Origin of the sequence: Sphingomonas sp. SRS2 (genome assembly GCF_000971055.1) — a bacterium.
Classification (GTDB): domain Bacteria; phylum Pseudomonadota; class Alphaproteobacteria; order Sphingomonadales; family Sphingomonadaceae; genus Rhizorhabdus.
The window spans coordinates 13,202-28,746 of sequence record NZ_LARW01000086.1 but is presented as its reverse complement, the minus strand read 5'-3'; the positions used below and the strand labels follow the sequence as shown (position 1 = coordinate 28,746).

The 15,545-nt window shown below is 63.8% G+C and carries 11 protein-coding genes; 3 read left to right on the top strand and 8 right to left on the bottom strand.

What is annotated here, in order from left to right; translation table 11 throughout:
* Positions 1-2: 2 nt before the first annotated feature.
* The 4 genes from WP12_RS11080 to WP12_RS11065 all read right to left on the bottom strand — a co-directional run bounded on the left by WP12_RS11080 (position 3) and on the right by WP12_RS11065 (position 4,425).
* Positions 3-884, bottom strand: coding sequence for a DUF4198 domain-containing protein (locus WP12_RS11080; RefSeq protein WP_046193779.1), 882 nt, complete (start codon positions 882-884; stop codon positions 3-5).
* Positions 885-895: 11 nt separating this feature from the next.
* Positions 896-1,369 (bottom strand): DUF2271 domain-containing protein, encoded by a 474-nt coding sequence (locus WP12_RS11075; RefSeq protein WP_046193869.1) that lies wholly within the window; start codon positions 1,367-1,369, stop codon positions 896-898.
* A 10-nt stretch (positions 1,370-1,379) separates the two neighbouring features.
* Positions 1,380-2,048: a PepSY-associated TM helix domain-containing protein gene (locus WP12_RS11070; protein WP_046193778.1), complete on the bottom strand. Its 669-nt coding sequence runs from the start codon at positions 2,046-2,048 to the stop codon at positions 1,380-1,382.
* Positions 2,049-2,172: 124 nt separating this feature from the next.
* Positions 2,173-4,425: a TonB-dependent receptor gene (locus WP12_RS11065; protein ID WP_084691102.1), complete on the bottom strand. Its 2,253-nt coding sequence runs from the start codon at positions 4,423-4,425 to the stop codon at positions 2,173-2,175.
* 137 nt (positions 4,426-4,562) lie between these two features.
* Between WP12_RS11065 and WP12_RS11060 the strand changes: the two genes are divergently transcribed.
* Positions 4,563-5,993: a hypothetical protein gene (locus WP12_RS11060; protein WP_046193777.1), complete on the top strand. Its 1,431-nt coding sequence runs from the start codon at positions 4,563-4,565 to the stop codon at positions 5,991-5,993.
* 3 nt (positions 5,994-5,996) lie between these two features.
* Here the strand turns inward: WP12_RS11060 and rpoD are convergent, their stop codons facing one another.
* Genes rpoD through WP12_RS11040 form a run of 4 tightly spaced genes read right to left on the bottom strand, consistent with a single transcriptional unit; the run spans position 5,997 to position 10,846 of the window.
* The gene (gene rpoD, locus WP12_RS11055) at positions 5,997-8,021 is read right to left on the bottom strand and encodes an RNA polymerase sigma factor RpoD (protein ID WP_046193776.1); all 2,025 of its coding nucleotides are present in this window, start codon (positions 8,019-8,021) and stop codon (positions 5,997-5,999) included.
* 46 nt (positions 8,022-8,067) lie between these two features.
* Positions 8,068-9,930, bottom strand: a complete 1,863-nt coding sequence (gene dnaG, locus WP12_RS11050) for a DNA primase (RefSeq protein WP_046193775.1) — start codon at positions 9,928-9,930, stop codon at positions 8,068-8,070.
* A gap of 4 nt (positions 9,931-9,934) precedes the next feature.
* Positions 9,935-10,333 carry an endonuclease domain-containing protein gene (locus tag WP12_RS11045; protein ID WP_046193774.1) on the bottom strand — a complete coding sequence of 133 codons (399 nt, stop codon included), beginning with the start codon at positions 10,331-10,333 and terminating at the stop codon, positions 9,935-9,937.
* A 60-nt stretch (positions 10,334-10,393) separates the two neighbouring features.
* On the bottom strand, positions 10,394-10,846 hold the full coding sequence (locus WP12_RS11040; RefSeq protein WP_046193773.1) for a GatB/YqeY domain-containing protein: 453 nt from the start codon (positions 10,844-10,846) through the stop codon (positions 10,394-10,396).
* Between the two features lie 142 nt (positions 10,847-10,988).
* On the opposite strand from WP12_RS11040, the gene carA reads away from it, so the two are divergent.
* Both carA and carB read left to right on the top strand, forming a co-directional pair.
* Positions 10,989-12,167 (top strand): glutamine-hydrolyzing carbamoyl-phosphate synthase small subunit, encoded by a 1,179-nt coding sequence (carA, locus tag WP12_RS11035; protein WP_084691101.1) that lies wholly within the window; start codon positions 10,989-10,991, stop codon positions 12,165-12,167.
* Positions 12,167-15,499 (top strand): carbamoyl-phosphate synthase large subunit, encoded by a 3,333-nt coding sequence (carB, locus tag WP12_RS11030; RefSeq protein WP_046193772.1) that lies wholly within the window; start codon positions 12,167-12,169, stop codon positions 15,497-15,499. Before carA ends, carB begins: the two co-directional genes overlap by 1 nt.
* Positions 15,500-15,545 lie beyond the last annotated feature (46 nt).

Genomic DNA, 15,545 nt, shown 5'->3' with positions numbered 1-15,545 from the left:
CGTCAGGGGAGCAACACTTCGACGGTGGTGGTGTAGCTCATCCGGCGCTGGGTGGCTTTCGGTTCGGATGGCTTGTCGTCGGTCAGGCCGGTATTGATCCAGTACATGCCTGGCGTCGGCCAGTCGATGCCGACCACGCCGTCTGCGCCGGTCGTGAAGTCGCGCGCACCGTCATCGTTGCGATAGCGCTTGCCGCCGGGAACGACCGTGACCTTGAGGCCGGCGGCAGGCTTGCCGTCGACGAGGAAGCGGAAGCTCGCCTTCTCGCCCACAACCAGCTCGTCGGGACGGGTTACCGGCTCGAACTCGATGCCCTTGCCGGTCGGCTTGAAGACGGTCGCGCTCGATTCGTTGGCGGTGATGTAGATCTCGTTGCGCCCGATCATCTGGGTGAGCTTCACGTCGGTCGCTTCGGCCGGAATGTCCGCGACCGATACGGCCGGTGCGCGTTGCGGAGCCCCCGCGCCGGGCTGGCCGCCCGGCCCACCCATGCCGGGTCCTCCGCCGCCAGGACGTCCACCGACACGGCGTTCCTCGCCATTGAGCTTGAACGTGCCCGAAACGCTCTGGTTCAGCGTACCGATCTTCCAGGTGCCGGGCTTGTCGAGCTTGACGTCGAAGGTCGAACGGTAGCGCCCGGTCGAAGCATTCTCGATCTTGCCCTCCGTACCATCGGGTGCCCAGACCTTCACACCGTCGAGCCGCATCGCATTATGGTCGGCGAAGAACAGGTCGTTCGAGCTTGCGGCATCGACGGTCACCCAGGAATTCTGACCCGAAAAGACGGTCGCATTCGGCACCATCCATTGGCGGTGCGCCGAAGCGGCGACGGGCAGCGCCAGCAGGGCTGCGGCAGTGAGCAGGCGGGTCTGGAAACGCGTCATGGGCGATCCTTTCAACGGGCGGAGATGGAGATGGCGCCGAGTTCGGTCTTGCCCGAAGCCTTGGCGCTGACGGTGAGGGGCAGCGATACGAGTTCACGGCCACCGGTTTCGCGGGCCGCCTCGACATGGAGGACATAGGCGCCGGGCTTCACGTCGGCGGGCAGCGGGATGACATGGGTGCCGGGCGCGCGGGTCGCGCCGCTGACGCCGTCGGCGGGCATTTTCACGCTCTTGCCGCCCTTGCGCCACCAGGCGCGCAGGTCCGACAGCCATTTCGTGCCGGGCTCGCCGGCTTCGCCCTTCTTCTGCTGATACCAGACCGATACCGAACGGGGCGCGCCGCCAGCCGTGGGCTCAAGCCACACCGCAAGATAGGGCTTGTGATATTCGGCGACCTTCAGGGTCGGGATGGTGATGCTGACGCTGGCCGCGGAGGCCGGAACCGCGGCGATGCCGCCGAGAAGCACGAAGGGGGAATAGCGCATCGACATACTCTCAGTGGATGAGGAACAGGATGATCATCAGCGGGGCGAGCAGGCCCAGGCCGACCAGCGGCCACGTCAGTGGTCTCGGTTTGCTGTGCATGTAGAGAAGGAACAGGCCGGTGAGCGTGAACAGGATGCACGCGCCGGCAAAGATATCGATGAACCAGCTCCACGCGCCGCCGGTGTTGCGGCCTTTGTGCAGATCGTTGACGTAGGAGATCCAGCCCCGGCGGGTAAGTTCCGCGCTCACCGCGCCGCTCTGCCGGTCAATACTGACCCAGGCGTCGCCGCCCGGTCGCGGCATGGCGACATACACCTCGTCATCGGACCATTCACCGGGCTTGCCCGTGGGGTCGAGCCCGGTGCTCTGCCGGATGTCGGTGGCGACGGCCGCGGGAAGGGGGGCGGCCTCAGACGCGGAAGCCGATAGCTGGCGCAGCAATTGCGCGGGCAACTGCGCCTTATACTCCTGGACCGCGGGAGTAGCGCCGATCGTCGCGGCGTGATTGAGGGTAATACCCGTCGCGGCGAAGAGCATCATACCGACCAGTGAGATCGCCGCGCTCATCCAGTGCCAGCTATGGAGTTGCTTGAGCCACCAGCCACGCGATCGATACCATGGTTTTGGTGTCGGCTTGCGCTTGGCGGCAAAGCTGGAGGGGGTGGGCGTCTGGTTCACATTCGCCGCCTAACTCGAACGATTCATCCTAGCAATAGCTAATGCGAATTGTTTGCAATAATTTCAGCGTTGAAATGTAGATGGGAGCGGCCCGGCGCGTAAAGGCCCGGGCCGCTCCCGCCGATCAGAAGCTAGCCTTCAACTCGACCCCGAGGATGCGAGGTTCGTTGATCATGCCGGTCAGATTGTTGAAGTCGATCGCGCTGACGCTACGGATCTGATTGGTGATGTTGCGTGCGAACACCGCAGCCTCCCAACCGCCATCGGCCTTGTAGCCGAGCTTCGCGCCGCCCTCGAGCAGCGACCGGCCCCGGAATTCCCGGGCAGTGTAGAGGAAGTAGTTGATCGCGCTGCGATACGCCCAGTCGGTATAGGCGAAGACTTCGCCGCTGCCGACCGGCACCGCATAGCGCGCGGTGGCGTTCGCGACATAGCGCGGAGCCTGAGGCAGATCGTTGCCGTCGATGATCGCTCGGCCGGCGGCGTTCAGCGGATCGGTGACGGTGCAGAGCGAACCGCAGGGCGCGATCGAGACCATGTTGTCGCGGATTTCCGTGAAATTATAGCTTCCGCCTGCGGTCAGCGTGAGTTCGGGAACCGGCTTGAACTCTACCGTTGCTTCCAGGCCATAGCCGACCGCCTTGTCAGCGTTGATCAGGCTCGCCGAATTGGCGGCCCCGCCGACAGCGGTGAGCTGAAGGTTCTTGGTGCGGTACCAGTAGCCGGCGAGATCGAATTGCAGGGTGCGGTCGGCGGTCGCGCCCTTGATGCCGGCCTCACCAGAGATGGTGGTCTGCTTCTTCGCGACCGAAGGCACCGAGAAGAAGGTGACGCGATCCTGGATCGCCGGGCCGAGATAGCCGGTCGCGGCGCGCGCATAGAGGCTGACCTGATCGGACACCGCATAGGTCGCGCTCGCATCCCACGAGACGTTGCTTGCCGTGGCGCGGTTGGTCAGCGGCAAAGGCACGGCGATCAGTTGGGTCGCGATGCTCGATGCCGCGAGCGCGGGATCGAGCGAGATCGTGTCGCGCTTCTTGTCATGCGAGTAGCGCAGGCCGGCGCGTAAGGTGAGCGCTTCGGTCGCCTTATATTCCGCCGATGCGAACAGGCCGTAATTCTCGTTCTTGTTGTCGTGCAGGATCGCGCTCACCCGCGCGCCGGTGCCGTCATAGGCGAACTCGGCATAGTCGAGCGTCTGGTGGAAATAATAGGCGCCCGCCTGGAAACGGAGCCCGTTCATATCGTCGCTGGCGAAGCGCAGCTCCTGGCTGAACTCCTTGGGTTTGGTGCGGCCGCCGGTGTTCACCGGGAACAGCGCGATGCCATAGCCTAGCGCGGGAAAGGCATAGGTGGCGCCACCGTCGATATCGCCGGTGCTCTCCACATTGGCCTTTTCATAGGCGGTAGTCGAATAGAAGGTGCCAAGGCCCTCAGCGGCATATTCGAGCCGTAAATTGCTACCGAACTGGGTCATGCTCTGGCTGGTGATGCCGTCGAGCGTGACATGGTCCTTGTCGAAGCCCCCGGTGAAGCGGTTGCTGCCCTGCTGGAATGTGCCGGCGCGAAAGACACGGGGCGATGTCTTGAGGTCACGCGCATGAACGTTGACCAAGGCGCTGAAGTCATCCGCATCATAGGCGAGCTGGAAGCGTCCCGCGAGATCGCGATAGCCTTCGAGCTTGCGGTCGGCGAGGGTGACGAGCGTGTCGTTCTTCACCCAGTCATCGCGGCGCTGAAGCATGCCCGAGGCGCGGAAGCTCAGTCCTTCGCCCAGCGGACCGGTCAGCGCGGCTTCAGCATTGACGCTGTTATAGGTGCCCCAGCTGACGCTGCCATGACCGCCGAACGTATCGTTGGGCCGCGCGGAGTTGATCTTGACGACGCCGGCCGGGGTGTTGCGGCCGAACAGCGTGCCCTGCGGCCCGCGCAGCACCTCGACACTTGCCACGTCGAATATCGGAAACGCCTTGAGCATCGCATTTTCGAGCGCGACATCGTCGAGCACGACCGAGACGGGCTGGGCGGCGTTCGGATCGAAATCGGTGTTGCCGAGACCGCGAATGTAAAAGCGCGGGAAAGTCCGGCCGAACGAGCTTTCGATCTGAAGGCTTGGCGTGCGCGAGGACAGAAATCGGATGTCGAGGCCGCTCGAGTTGAGCACCGACAGCTTTTCGCCACCGATCACTGTGACGGCCACGGGAACGTCCTTGATATTCTCTGCCCGGCGGGTCGCGGTAACGACGATGTCTGCGCCGTCGCCCGCCTCACTCGGCGAGGTCTGCGCGAAAAGCGGTGTGGCGAGGCACAGGGCGACAAGGCTAACGCCGGTTGCGCGCAGGCTGCTGGAAAGTCCGGATGTGAAAGTCGATCGCATGCAAGGTCCCCTTTGGCCCGACGCACCCATCTCCCATGACTCTTTTTGTTGCAACGACGTTACCAGCGTGCGCCCTGCTGTCAAAGCTGAAGATAGCCCGCATTGCCGCCTGCGGAGCATCCCGCTAGACCTTTTGGGTGGACGAGACCCCCTTCAGGCGGCGTGGCAATGGCGTGATGGCTGCGGCGACGCTTTCGGCCTGTCTGGTCTGCATCCTGATCCTGCAGCAGGGGCGTGGTATATGGCTCGACGAAGCTACGAGCTTTTGGTTTACGCGCCACGACATCGGCCTCGGCGAGATCATCCGCGAACGGTGGATAGCCGACGTCCATCCGCCGCTGTTCAGTGCCTATGCCTGGGTGCTCGAACCGTTGCTGGGCGGTTCAGTGCGCTCGATGCGGCTCGTCAATCTGGGCGGCCTGCTGCTCGCAGCGCTGACCGGGGTACAGGCATGGCGGCGCGGCATCGATCGCGATTTCCTGGCGCTGTTCGCGGTCATGGTCGCCGGATCGCCTTTCTTCATCCTCTATGCGGCCGAGTTCCGGTCCTATTTCCTGCAACTGCTGTTCGGCGCCTGTCTGATTATCCAACTCCGGATGCTGCATGCGGGCAGGGCGTCCTGGCCTATGCTGGCGCTCACCGGGCTGCTGCTGGTCAATCTTCATTATATGGGCAGCCTGATCGGGCTGACCCTGATCGGCGCCGAGGCGATATACCTGGCCTTTTCGGGGCGGCGACGGGCGGCGACGGGGTCGATCTCTATCCTGCTTCTCGCGCTGCTGCCGCTGGCCGGGGCGTTGGGGGCTATGCTGTCGGTGATCAGCCCGGTTGCGGTCAATGACATCTCGGCGCTGCGCGGACTGGTGGCGATCGGGGCGGTGCTGGGCTCAGCGACAGTGCCCTATGTCGCGGCGCTGGCGCTATTGCCGCGCGCGACGCCGCCACGCGGCGAGGATCACAGCTTCATGCTGGTGATGGGTGGGTCCCTTGCCGCAATCGCGGCCAGCTATGCGCTGCTGAACCTCGCCACACATAATCTGCTGTCTCGCCACATGATCGCCGCTGCACCGATCGGCGCCGCGATCGTCGCGCTTCTGTTGAAGGCTCATGCGAAGGACAACCGGATCGGCTTCGGGCTGATCTGCGCGAACGCCCTGCTGCTCGCCGGAGCGGCGACAACCTATGGCCTGACTCACCAGCGCTGGGAGACCAACCTTGCGCGGATAGAATCCGCTCGCGCGACCTGTCCTCAGGGCCGGCTATATGCGCTCAACCCGCTGAGCCTGCTGGCGCCCGGTGACAAGCTTCACAGCGTCCCTGCGATCGACGAATTTTTCGGGCTGACCTACCGCCTGATCGTTCCCGATGTCGAGTTGCTGCCGCAGGGCCATGCGATCACGTCGCCGGGGCCTTGCCCCGCGCTGCTCTGGGTCGAGCATCATTATGCCCGCCCCGATGCCAGCGACATGGAGCTGGCGCGGATCCCCGGATTTGCGGGGCCGATCCGGATACGCCGCCTGCAACGCGGCGATGCGCGTGCGTTGCTGGCGGTATATCCGGGCCGTTAGAACTTACTGGTCGAGGAAGCTGCGCATCTTGCGGCTGCGGCTCGGATGCTTGAGCTTGCGCAGCGCCTTGGCCTCGATCTGGCGAATACGCTCGCGCGTCACGGAGAATTGCTGGCCGACCTCTTCCAGCGTGTGATCGGTGTTCATGCCGATGCCGAAGCGCATGCGCAGCACGCGCTCTTCGCGCGGGGTGAGGCTCGCCAGGACCCGCGTGACCGTTTCCTTGAGGTTCGCCTGGATCGCCGCATCGACCGGGATCACCGCGTTCTTGTCCTCGATGAAGTCGCCGAGATGCGAATCCTCCTCGTCGCCGATCGGCGTTTCGAGGGAGATAGGCTCCTTGGCGATCTTCATCACCTTGCGAACCTTCTCGAGCGGCATCGACAGGCGCTCGGCCAGTTCTTCCGGGGTCGGCTCGCGGCCGATCTCGTGGAGGATCTGGCGACTCGTACGGACCAGCTTGTTGATCGTCTCGATCATGTGGACCGGGATACGGATCGTCCGCGCCTGATCGGCGATCGAGCGGGTGATCGCCTGACGGATCCACCAGGTGGCATAGGTGCTGAACTTGTAGCCGCGGCGATATTCGAACTTATCGACGGCCTTCATCAGGCCGATATTGCCTTCCTGGATGAGATCCAGAAATTGCAGACCGCGATTGGTGTATTTCTTGGCGATCGAAATCACGAGGCGCAGATTGGCCTCGACCATTTCCTTCTTGGCGATGCGCGCCTCGCGCTCGCCCTTCTGGACCATGTTGACGATGCGGCGGAACTCGCTGAGCGCCATGCCGGTCGCCTGGGCGATCTCGCCGATCTCGTTCCGGATGCGGTCGACCGCTTCGGCTTCGGTGGTGGCGAAGGCCGTCCACTTCTTGTCGATCTTGCCAACCCGCTCGATCCAGCCGTCTTCCATTTCATGGTTGATATAGGCGTCGAGGAAGTCCTTGCGCGGCACCTTATGGCGCTCTGCCAGGCGCAACATCTGGCCGCCCAGCGTGGTGAGGCGGCGGTTGAACGAATAGAGCTGGTCGACCAGATATTCGATCTTCTGGCCGTGGAACTGGACGCTCTCGACCTCGGCGGTCAGGCGCTCGCGCAGTTCCTGGTAACGATCCTCCTCGCGGGCGGGGAAATCATTGCCGACGCTGAGCGCCTGGACACGGGCGGCCTGAACCGCGGAGAAGCTCCGGTAGAGATCGGTGATCGTTGCGAACCGCTCGAGCGCCAGCGGCTTGAGCTGCTCTTCCATCTGGGCGAGGCTGAGGGTGTTGTCTTCGTCGTCGTCCTCGGTCGGACGCGGAGCACGACGCTCGGTCATGTTCTCCTCGTCTTCGTCGGCGGGCGCTTCCTCCTCGGGCTCTTCCTCTTCCTTGAAGGTCGGGCCAGCGGTCTCGGCGGAGATTTCCCCGCCTTCGTCCTCATTCTCGACCTGCTCGGCGGTGGGGCCCTTCGACAGCATCGCATCGAGATCGAGGATCTCGCGCAGCTGCATGGTGCCTTCGTTGAGCGCGTCGGACCAGTCGATGATCGCGTTGAAGGTGATCGGGCTTTCGCACAGCCCCAGGATCATCGTGTCGCGACCCGCTTCGATCCGCTTGGCGATGGCGATTTCGCCCTCGCGGCTGAGCAACTCGACCGCGCCCATCTCGCGCAGGTACATGCGCACCGGATCATCGGTACGATCGACAGTTTCCTTCTTGACCGTGGTGGTCAGGGCAGGGCCGGTATCGCCCTCGTCGGAGGCGGCGGCGGCATCCTCGGCATCGTCGTCGGGCTGCTCGTCTTCGCCGGCATCCTCATTCTCGACAATGTTGACGCCCATCTCGTTGAGCGCCGACATGACGTCCTCGAGCTGGTCGGAGGTCATCTGGTCCTGCGGCAGCGCCTCGTTGAGCTGCTCATAGGTGATGTAGCCCTTGCGCTTCGCGCGGGCGATCAGCTTCTTGAGCGATCCCTCGTTGAGATCGATGAGCGGAGCGTCGCCTTCGGCCCGATCGCCAGCTTCGCTACCATTGGTCTTCGCCATTAAGACAACCCTCAATCAAACGGACCGGATTACTCCGGTGGAATAGTTAAAGGCTCTCGCCGTTCTCGCCATGAGCAAGATCGGAAAGAGCGCTCTTCGCCTGCGCCAATGCTACAGACAACCGCTGCTGCTCTGACAAATTAGCGTCAGTCGTTTCGATGCCGAGTCTCTCGGTAGCTTCGCGGACGGCCAGTTCCAGAACGGGAATGGCCGCCAAAGCTTCGATCGTCGCCGAAAGATCCTGCACAGCGCGATTATACTCGGCATTGCCACGTAAAAACGAAAAAGCAAGAGTGTTCGTGGTCTTAAGCTCCTCGATCACCGCCCCAAGACCCGCATCACGCAATATGGTTTCGAGACCGTCCTTTTCAAGCGCAGGGCCGGAAAAGCTTGCGTCGAAGGCTACCGCACGCAGTCGTTCAAGCCGTTCGTCGTCGATCCGGATCGATCCGATCGTCTCGATCTTTTCGGCCAATACGCCAGGATAATGCAATATCCCGGCCATCACGGCTCGCGTCATGCGGGGATCGATGCCCGATTGGTTCACGGCATGGGCCGAACGCGACGGCGGCAGGATGTCGGGTTTCCACGGTTGCCCGAAGCGACGCTGGCCGCGTTGCGAAGGAGGACGGTCGAAGTTACGGCGAGGTTGCGCGCCAAATGCTTCGTCGAAGCGGCGGCGGAATTCGCCCTGATATTGCTCGCGTACGTCGCGATCCTGGATCGCCCCGGCCAACTCGCCAAGCCGCTTGCGCAGGCCCGCCCGCGCCTCGGGCGTGCCCAGCGGCTGCGCCTCATATTCCGTGCGCCACAGCAGTTCGTCGAGGCTGATAGCCTGGCTGAACACCGTTTCGACCGCCGATGCGCCGCCACTCTTGACGAGATCGTCGGGATCCTGACCACTCGGCAGCAGCGCGAAGCGCAGTGTGCGGCCCGGCGCGATCATCGGCAGCGCGCGGTGCGCCGCGCGGACGGCGGCCTTCTGCCCCGCCTTGTCGCCGTCGAAGCAGAGAATGGGTATTTCGGCCAGCCGCCACATCCGTTCGAGCTGGATCTCGGTCAGCGCGGTGCCGTTCGCCGCGACGGCCTCGTCGATCCCCGCCTTGGCCAGCGCGATCACATCCATATAGCCTTCGACCGCGATTACCCGGTTCGCCTTGCGGGATGCGGCGCTGGCGCGTTCGATGTTGAAAAGAGTCCGGCCCTTGTCGAACAATGGCGTGTCGGGCGAGTTCAGATATTTGGGCTCGCCCTTGTCGAGGATGCGGCCGCCAAAGGCGATGACGCGACCGCGCTGGTCCTGGATCGGGATCATCACCCGCCCGCGGAACCGGTCATAGGGCTCCTTATCCTCGACCAAGATGAGCATGCCGGTCTCGATCAGCTTGCCGTCGCCGAAGTTCTTGAGCGCCGCCTTCAGCTTGCCCCGCGAATCAGGCGCGAAGCCGATGCCGAACTTCTTTATCAGCCGCTCGTCGATCCCTCGCCGCTGGAGGTAGGCGCGCGCCTCGGCTCCCTCGATCCCGGCCAGTTGCTCCTGAAACCAGCTCGCCGCCGCCGCCATCACGTCATGGAGTCCGGCCTGCATCTCGTTGCGCTGCGCCGCGCGGGGATCGGGGGCAGGGACGTCCATTCCCGCGGCCGCCGCCAACTCCTTCACCGCATCCATGAAGGGCAACCCCTTCGCCTCGGTCAGGAAGCGAATCGCGTCGCCATGCGCCGAGCAGCCGAAGCAGTGGTAGAAGCCCTTGTCGTCGTTGACATAGAAGCTCGGCGACTTCTCGTCATGGAAAGGGCAGCAGGCCTTATACTCGCGGCCTGCCTTCACGAGCTTCACCGATTTGCCGATCAGCGTCGACAACGTCGTCCGCGCGCGCAGTTCGTCGAGGAATTGCGGGGAGAGGGACATCCTCTTACTCCCCTCCCGCATGCGGGAGGGGTTGGGGGTGGGCCTCCGAACTCTCCGCAAGCGCTTCGGCAATCCGGGCGAGCACAGCGTCCAGCGAGTCGTTCACGTCATTGTTCCAGAAGCGGATCACCCGATAGCCTTCCGCTTCGATCCGGCGCGTGCGCACCTCATCCTCGCCGGCCTGGAGATCATGCTGGCCTCCATCCAGTTCGATAACAAGACGGACTGAGCTGCAAAGGAAATCGGCGACATAACCGGCGATCGGTATCTGCCGCCTGAACTTAAAGCCGTTCAATTGACTCGCACGAAGATGATACCAGAGCTTGCGTTCGACGTCGGTCGCATGGTTGCGAAGTTGCCGTGCAAGCTTCGTAGGACGCGAGCGGAAGACCGGGCGTCCCACCCCTCGATCCCCTCCCGCAAGCGGGAGGGGAAGGTCAGCGGCAACGCCCCCGTCGCCCACTTATCCCAACCGCGCCTTCACCAGCCCGCTGGCCTTCGCCATGTCCATCTGCCCGGCATGGCGCTCCTTCAACGCGGCCATCACCCGGCCCATGTCCTTGACCGTCGTCGCGCCGATCTCGGTGGCGATCACGTCGATCGCCGCGTTGGCTTCGGCTTCGCTCATCTGCTGCGGCAGGAAGCGCTCGATCACCGCCACTTCGGCGGCTTCGGCGGCGGCGAGTTCGGGGCGATTGCCCTTTTCGTACATCTCGATCGATTCGCGGCGCTGCTTGATCATCTTCTGGAGCACTTCGGTCACCAGCAGATCGTCGTCGGGCTGCACCGATGCGGTGCGCAATTCGATGTCGCGGTTCTTCACCGACGACTGAATCAGGCGGATTGCCGCGGTGGTGGTGGCGTCACGCGCCTTCATGGCGACGACGAGCGCCGTCTTGATATCGTCACGAATCATGGGGAGCCTGTCATGAAGGGACCGGGAAAGGCGGAGCGGTAGCACAGAGATTCTTATTTTAATAGAATTGACCCTGCGGGAACCGGTGCCTAGTTACGCCGCCGTTTGCCCAGCACCCCGTTGCCAACAGGAGAGCCCGATCGTGGCCGAAACCGATAACGCGCGTCCGACACCTCCCGAGGGGGCAACGGGCGTATTGGTATTGGGCGACGGTACGCTGATCTGGGGCAGGGGATTCGGAGCCACCGGCGACGCGGTCGGCGAGGTCTGCTTCAACACCGCGATGACCGGTTATCAGGAGGTTATGACCGACCCCTCCTATGCCGGGCAGATCATCACCTTCACCTTCCCGCACATCGGCAATGTCGGCACCAATATCGAGGACATCGAGGCGATCAACCCGCACGCGCTGGGCATGGTCGTGCGCGAGGACGTCACCGATCCCGCCAATTTCCGTTCGACCCAGCATCTCGACTCCTGGCTGAAGGCCAATGGCCGGATCGGCCTGTCGGGCATCGATACCCGCGCGCTGACCCGCGCGATCCGGGTTGGCGGCGCACCCAACGGCGTCATTGCGCATGATCCCAAGGGGCAGTTCGATATCGAGGCGCTGCGGGCCAAAGCGCGCGACTGGCCGGGGCTGGAGGGCATGGACCTCGCCAAACAGGTCTCCTCGACCCAGAGCTACAAATGGGACGACGGCCTGTGGACGCTGGGCGAGGGCTATGACGTCGACGCCGCGCCCGCCGACGCGCCGCATGTCGTCGCGATCGACTTCGGGCTTAAGCGCAACATCCTGCGCAACCTCGTCGCCGCCGGCGCGCGCGTGACGGTGGTGCCCGCCACCGCGACCTTCGAGGACGTGATGGCGCACAAGCCCGACGGCGTTTTCCTGTCGAACGGCCCCGGCGATCCGGCGGCAACCGGCAAATATGCGGTGCCGGTGATCAGGCAGCTGCTGGAAATCGGCAAGCCGATCTTCGGCATCTGCCTCGGCCACCAGATGCTCGGCCTCGCGGTGGGCGCGAAGACCTTCAAGATGCACCAGGGCCATCGCGGCGCGAACCATCCGGTCAAGCGGTCGGCGGACGGCAAGGTCGAGATCACCTCGATGAACCACGGCTTTGCGGTCGATACCGCGACGCTGCCGGCCAATGCCGAGGCAACCCATATCTCGCTGTTCGACGGCTCGTTGGCGGGCCTGCGCCTCACCGATAAGCCCGCGTTCAGCGTGCAGTATCATCCCGAAGCGAGCCCCGGCCCGCAGGACAGCCATTATCTGTTCGAGCAGTTTGTCGATCAGTTGAAGAAGAGCGCCTAATGCCCAAACGCACTGACATCTCCTCAATCCTCATCATCGGCGCAGGCCCGATCGTCATCGGTCAGGCGTGCGAGTTCGACTATTCGGGGACGCAGGCTTGCAAGGCGCTGCGCGAGGAGGGCTATCGCATCGTCCTCGTCAATTCGAACCCCGCGACGATCATGACCGACCCGGACATGGCCGACGCGACCTATGTCGAGCCGATCACGCCCGAGATCGTCGCCAAGATCATCGAGAAGGAGCGGCCCGACGCCGTCCTGCCGACGATGGGCGGGCAGACCGCGCTCAACACCGCGCTGGCGCTGTTCAACGACGGGACGCTCGCAAAATATAACTGCCAGATGATCGGCGCCGATGCCGAGGCGATCGACAAGGCCGAGGACCGGATGAAATTCCGCCGGGCGATGGACAAGATCGGCCTCGAAAGCCCGCGCTCTGATGTTGCGCACACGATCGACGAGGCGCTGCGCGCGCTGGATCATGTCGGTTTGCCGGCGATCATCCGGCCAAGCTTCACGATGGGTGGCACCGGCGGCGGCATCGCCTATAACAAGGACGAGTTCATCAAGATCGTCACCGGCGGTCTCGATGCGTCGCCGACCACCGAAGTGCTGATCGAGGAATCGGTGCTGGGGTGGAAGGAATATGAGATGGAGGTCGTGCGGGATCGCAACGACAACTGCATCATCATCTGCTCGATCGAGAATATCGATCCGATGGGCGTCCACACCGGCGACTCGATCACCGTCGCCCCGGCGCTGACGCTGAGCGACAAGGAATATCAGATCATGCGCAACGCCAGCATCGCGGTGCTGCGCGAGATCGGGGTGGAGACCGGCGGCTCGAACGTCCAGTTTGCGGTCAATCCGGCCGATGGCCGCCTGGTCGTGATCGAGATGAACCCGCGTGTTTCGCGTTCGTCGGCGCTGGCGTCGAAGGCGACCGGCTTTCCGATTGCGAAGGTCGCCGCCAAGCTGGCGGTCGGCTACACACTTGACGAGATCATGAACGACATCACTGGCGCAACCCCGGCGTCGTTCGAGCCGACGATCGACTATGTCGTCACCAAGATCCCGCGTTTCGCCTTCGAGAAGTTCAAAGGCGCCGAGCCGCTGCTGTCGACCGCGATGAAATCGGTCGGCGAGACGATGGCGATCGGCCGCAATATCCATGAATCGATGCAGAAGGCGTTGCGGGGCCTGGAAACGGGCCTTGCCGGCTTCAATGTGATCGAGAACCTCCGGGGCGCACCCAAGGCCGAGATCGAAGCCGAACTGGCCCGACCGACCCCCGATCGCTTCCTCGTCGCGGCTCAGGCGCTGCGCGAGGGCCTGACCGTCGACGAGATTCACCGCATCTCAAAGTTCGAGCCCTGGTTCCTCGATCGCCTCGCCGAGATCGTCGCGGCGGAGGAGCGGGTATGCCGCGAGGGTCTGCCGCAGGACGCCGCCGGAATGCGCAAGCTCAAGGCGATGGGCTTTTCCGACAAGCGACTCGCGTGGCTGGCGCTGCAATCGGCCAATGTCGCTGGCATGGCGCGCGAGCAGGCGCGTGGATCGGGCATCGTCCATGATGCGATGAAGGCGATGACCGGCGGGATCACCGAGAAGGAGGTGCGCGCGCATCGCCAAAAGCTTGGCGTCCGCCCCGTCTTCAAGCGCATTGACACCTGCGCGGCCGAGTTCGAAGCGAAAACGCCCTATATGTACTCGACCTATGAGGCCCCGAGCTTCGGTGAGCCCGAGTGCGAGAGCATGCCCACCGATCGCGAGAAGGTCGTCATCCTCGGTGGCGGTCCCAACCGGATCGGGCAGGGGATCGAGTTCGACTATTGCTGCTGCCACGCCTGCTTCGCGCTGGCCGACGCCGGCTATGAGACGATCATGATCAACTGCAATCCGGAGACCGTGTCGACTGATTACGACACCTCGGACCGGCTGTATTTTGAGCCGCTGACTGCCGAAGATGTGCTGGAAATCCTCCATGTCGAGATGTCCAATGGCACGCTGAAGGGCGTCATCGTCCAGTTCGGCGGGCAGACCCCGCTCAAGCTGGCGCAGGAGTTGGAGGATGCCGGCATTCCGATCCTCGGCACCTCGCCCGACGCGATCGACCTTGCCGAGGACCGGGAGCGCTTCGCCGATCTTGTCGGCAAGCTTGGCCTGCACCAGCCGCGCAACGGCATCGCGCGCAGCCGTGAGGAAGCGCTCGCCGTCGCCGAACGGGTCGGCTATCCGGTGTTGATGCGGCCCAGCTACGTGCTGGGCGGACGCGCGATGGAGATCGTCGAGGACCCTGCACAGCTCGAACAATATATCACGACTGCCGTGCAAGTGTCTGGCGATTCACCAGTTTTGATCGACCAATATCTGCGCGACGCGATCGAGGTCGATGTCGATGCGCTGTGCGATGGCGACGATGTCGTCGTCGCGGGCGTGCTGCAGCATATCGAGGAAGCCGGGGTCCATTCGGGCGACAGCGCCTGCTCGCTGCCGCCCTACAGCCTGCCCAGGGAGATCATCGAGGAGATCGAGCGCCAGACCGACGCGCTGGCGCGGGCTCTGTCGGTGCGCGGGCTGATGAACATCCAGTTCGCGGTGAAGGACGGCACGGTCTACCTGATCGAGGTCAATCCGCGCGCCAGCCGCACCGTGCCCTTCGTGGCCAAGGCGATCGGCCAGCCTATCGCGAAATATGCGGCGCGGGTGATGGCGGGCGAAATGCTGCGCGACCTCCCGAAGATCAATCTCGATATCGCGCATATCGCGGTCAAGGAGGCGGTATTCCCGTTCGCGCGCTTCCCCGGCGTCGATCCGGTGCTGAGCCCCGAGATGAAGTCGACCGGCGAGGTGATGGGCATCGATAGCGATTTCGCCACCGCCTTCGCCAAGGCGCAGCTGGGCGCGGGAACCAAGCTGCCGCTGGGCGGCACCGCGTTCGTATCGGTCAAGGAAAGCGACAAGGGCTTCATTCTGCCCGCCGTACAGCAGCTTATCGGGATGGGTTTCACGATCCTGGCGACGAGCGGCACCGCCGCCTATCTGCGCGAACAGGGCCTCACGGTCGAAAGCGTGCTCAAGAAGCGGGAAGGGCGGCCCAACATCGTCGACCGGATCGTCGATGGCGATGTCGACCTGATCTTCAACACGACCGAAGGCTGGCAATCGCTGCTCGATTCGAAGGCGATCCGCACCTCCGCGTTGTATGGGCGGGTTCCCTACTTCACCACGGCGGCGGCCAGCGTCGCCGCGGCACAGGCAATCGCAGCTCTTCGGGAGCGCAAGCTTGAAGTACGCGCGCTTCAATCCTATTATTCTGCTTCGCACGCCTGATCCCCACATTGCAGGAGACGGTGCGGGCGGCCAATAACAGGCCGTC

Excerpts from the sequence above, each read along its gene's own strand:
- WP12_RS11080 (WP_046193779.1), bottom strand. The coding sequence starts at position 884 with ATGACGCGTTTCCAGACCCGCCTGCTCACTGCCGCAGCCCTGCTGGCG.
- WP12_RS11075 (WP_046193869.1), bottom strand. The coding sequence starts at position 1,369 with ATGCGCTATTCCCCCTTCGTGCTTCTCGGCGGCATCGCCGCGGTTCCG.
- WP12_RS11065 (WP_084691102.1), bottom strand. The coding sequence starts at position 4,425 with ATGCGATCGACTTTCACATCCGGACTTTCCAGCAGCCTGCGCGCAACC.
- rpoD (WP_046193776.1), bottom strand. The coding sequence starts at position 8,021 with ATGGCGAAGACCAATGGTAGCGAAGCTGGCGATCGGGCCGAAGGCGAC.
- dnaG (WP_046193775.1), bottom strand. The coding sequence starts at position 9,930 with ATGTCCCTCTCCCCGCAATTCCTCGACGAACTGCGCGCGCGGACGACG.
- WP12_RS11040 (WP_046193773.1), bottom strand. The coding sequence starts at position 10,846 with ATGATTCGTGACGATATCAAGACGGCGCTCGTCGTCGCCATGAAGGCG.
- carB (WP_046193772.1), top strand. The coding sequence starts at position 12,167 with ATGCCCAAACGCACTGACATCTCCTCAATCCTCATCATCGGCGCAGGC.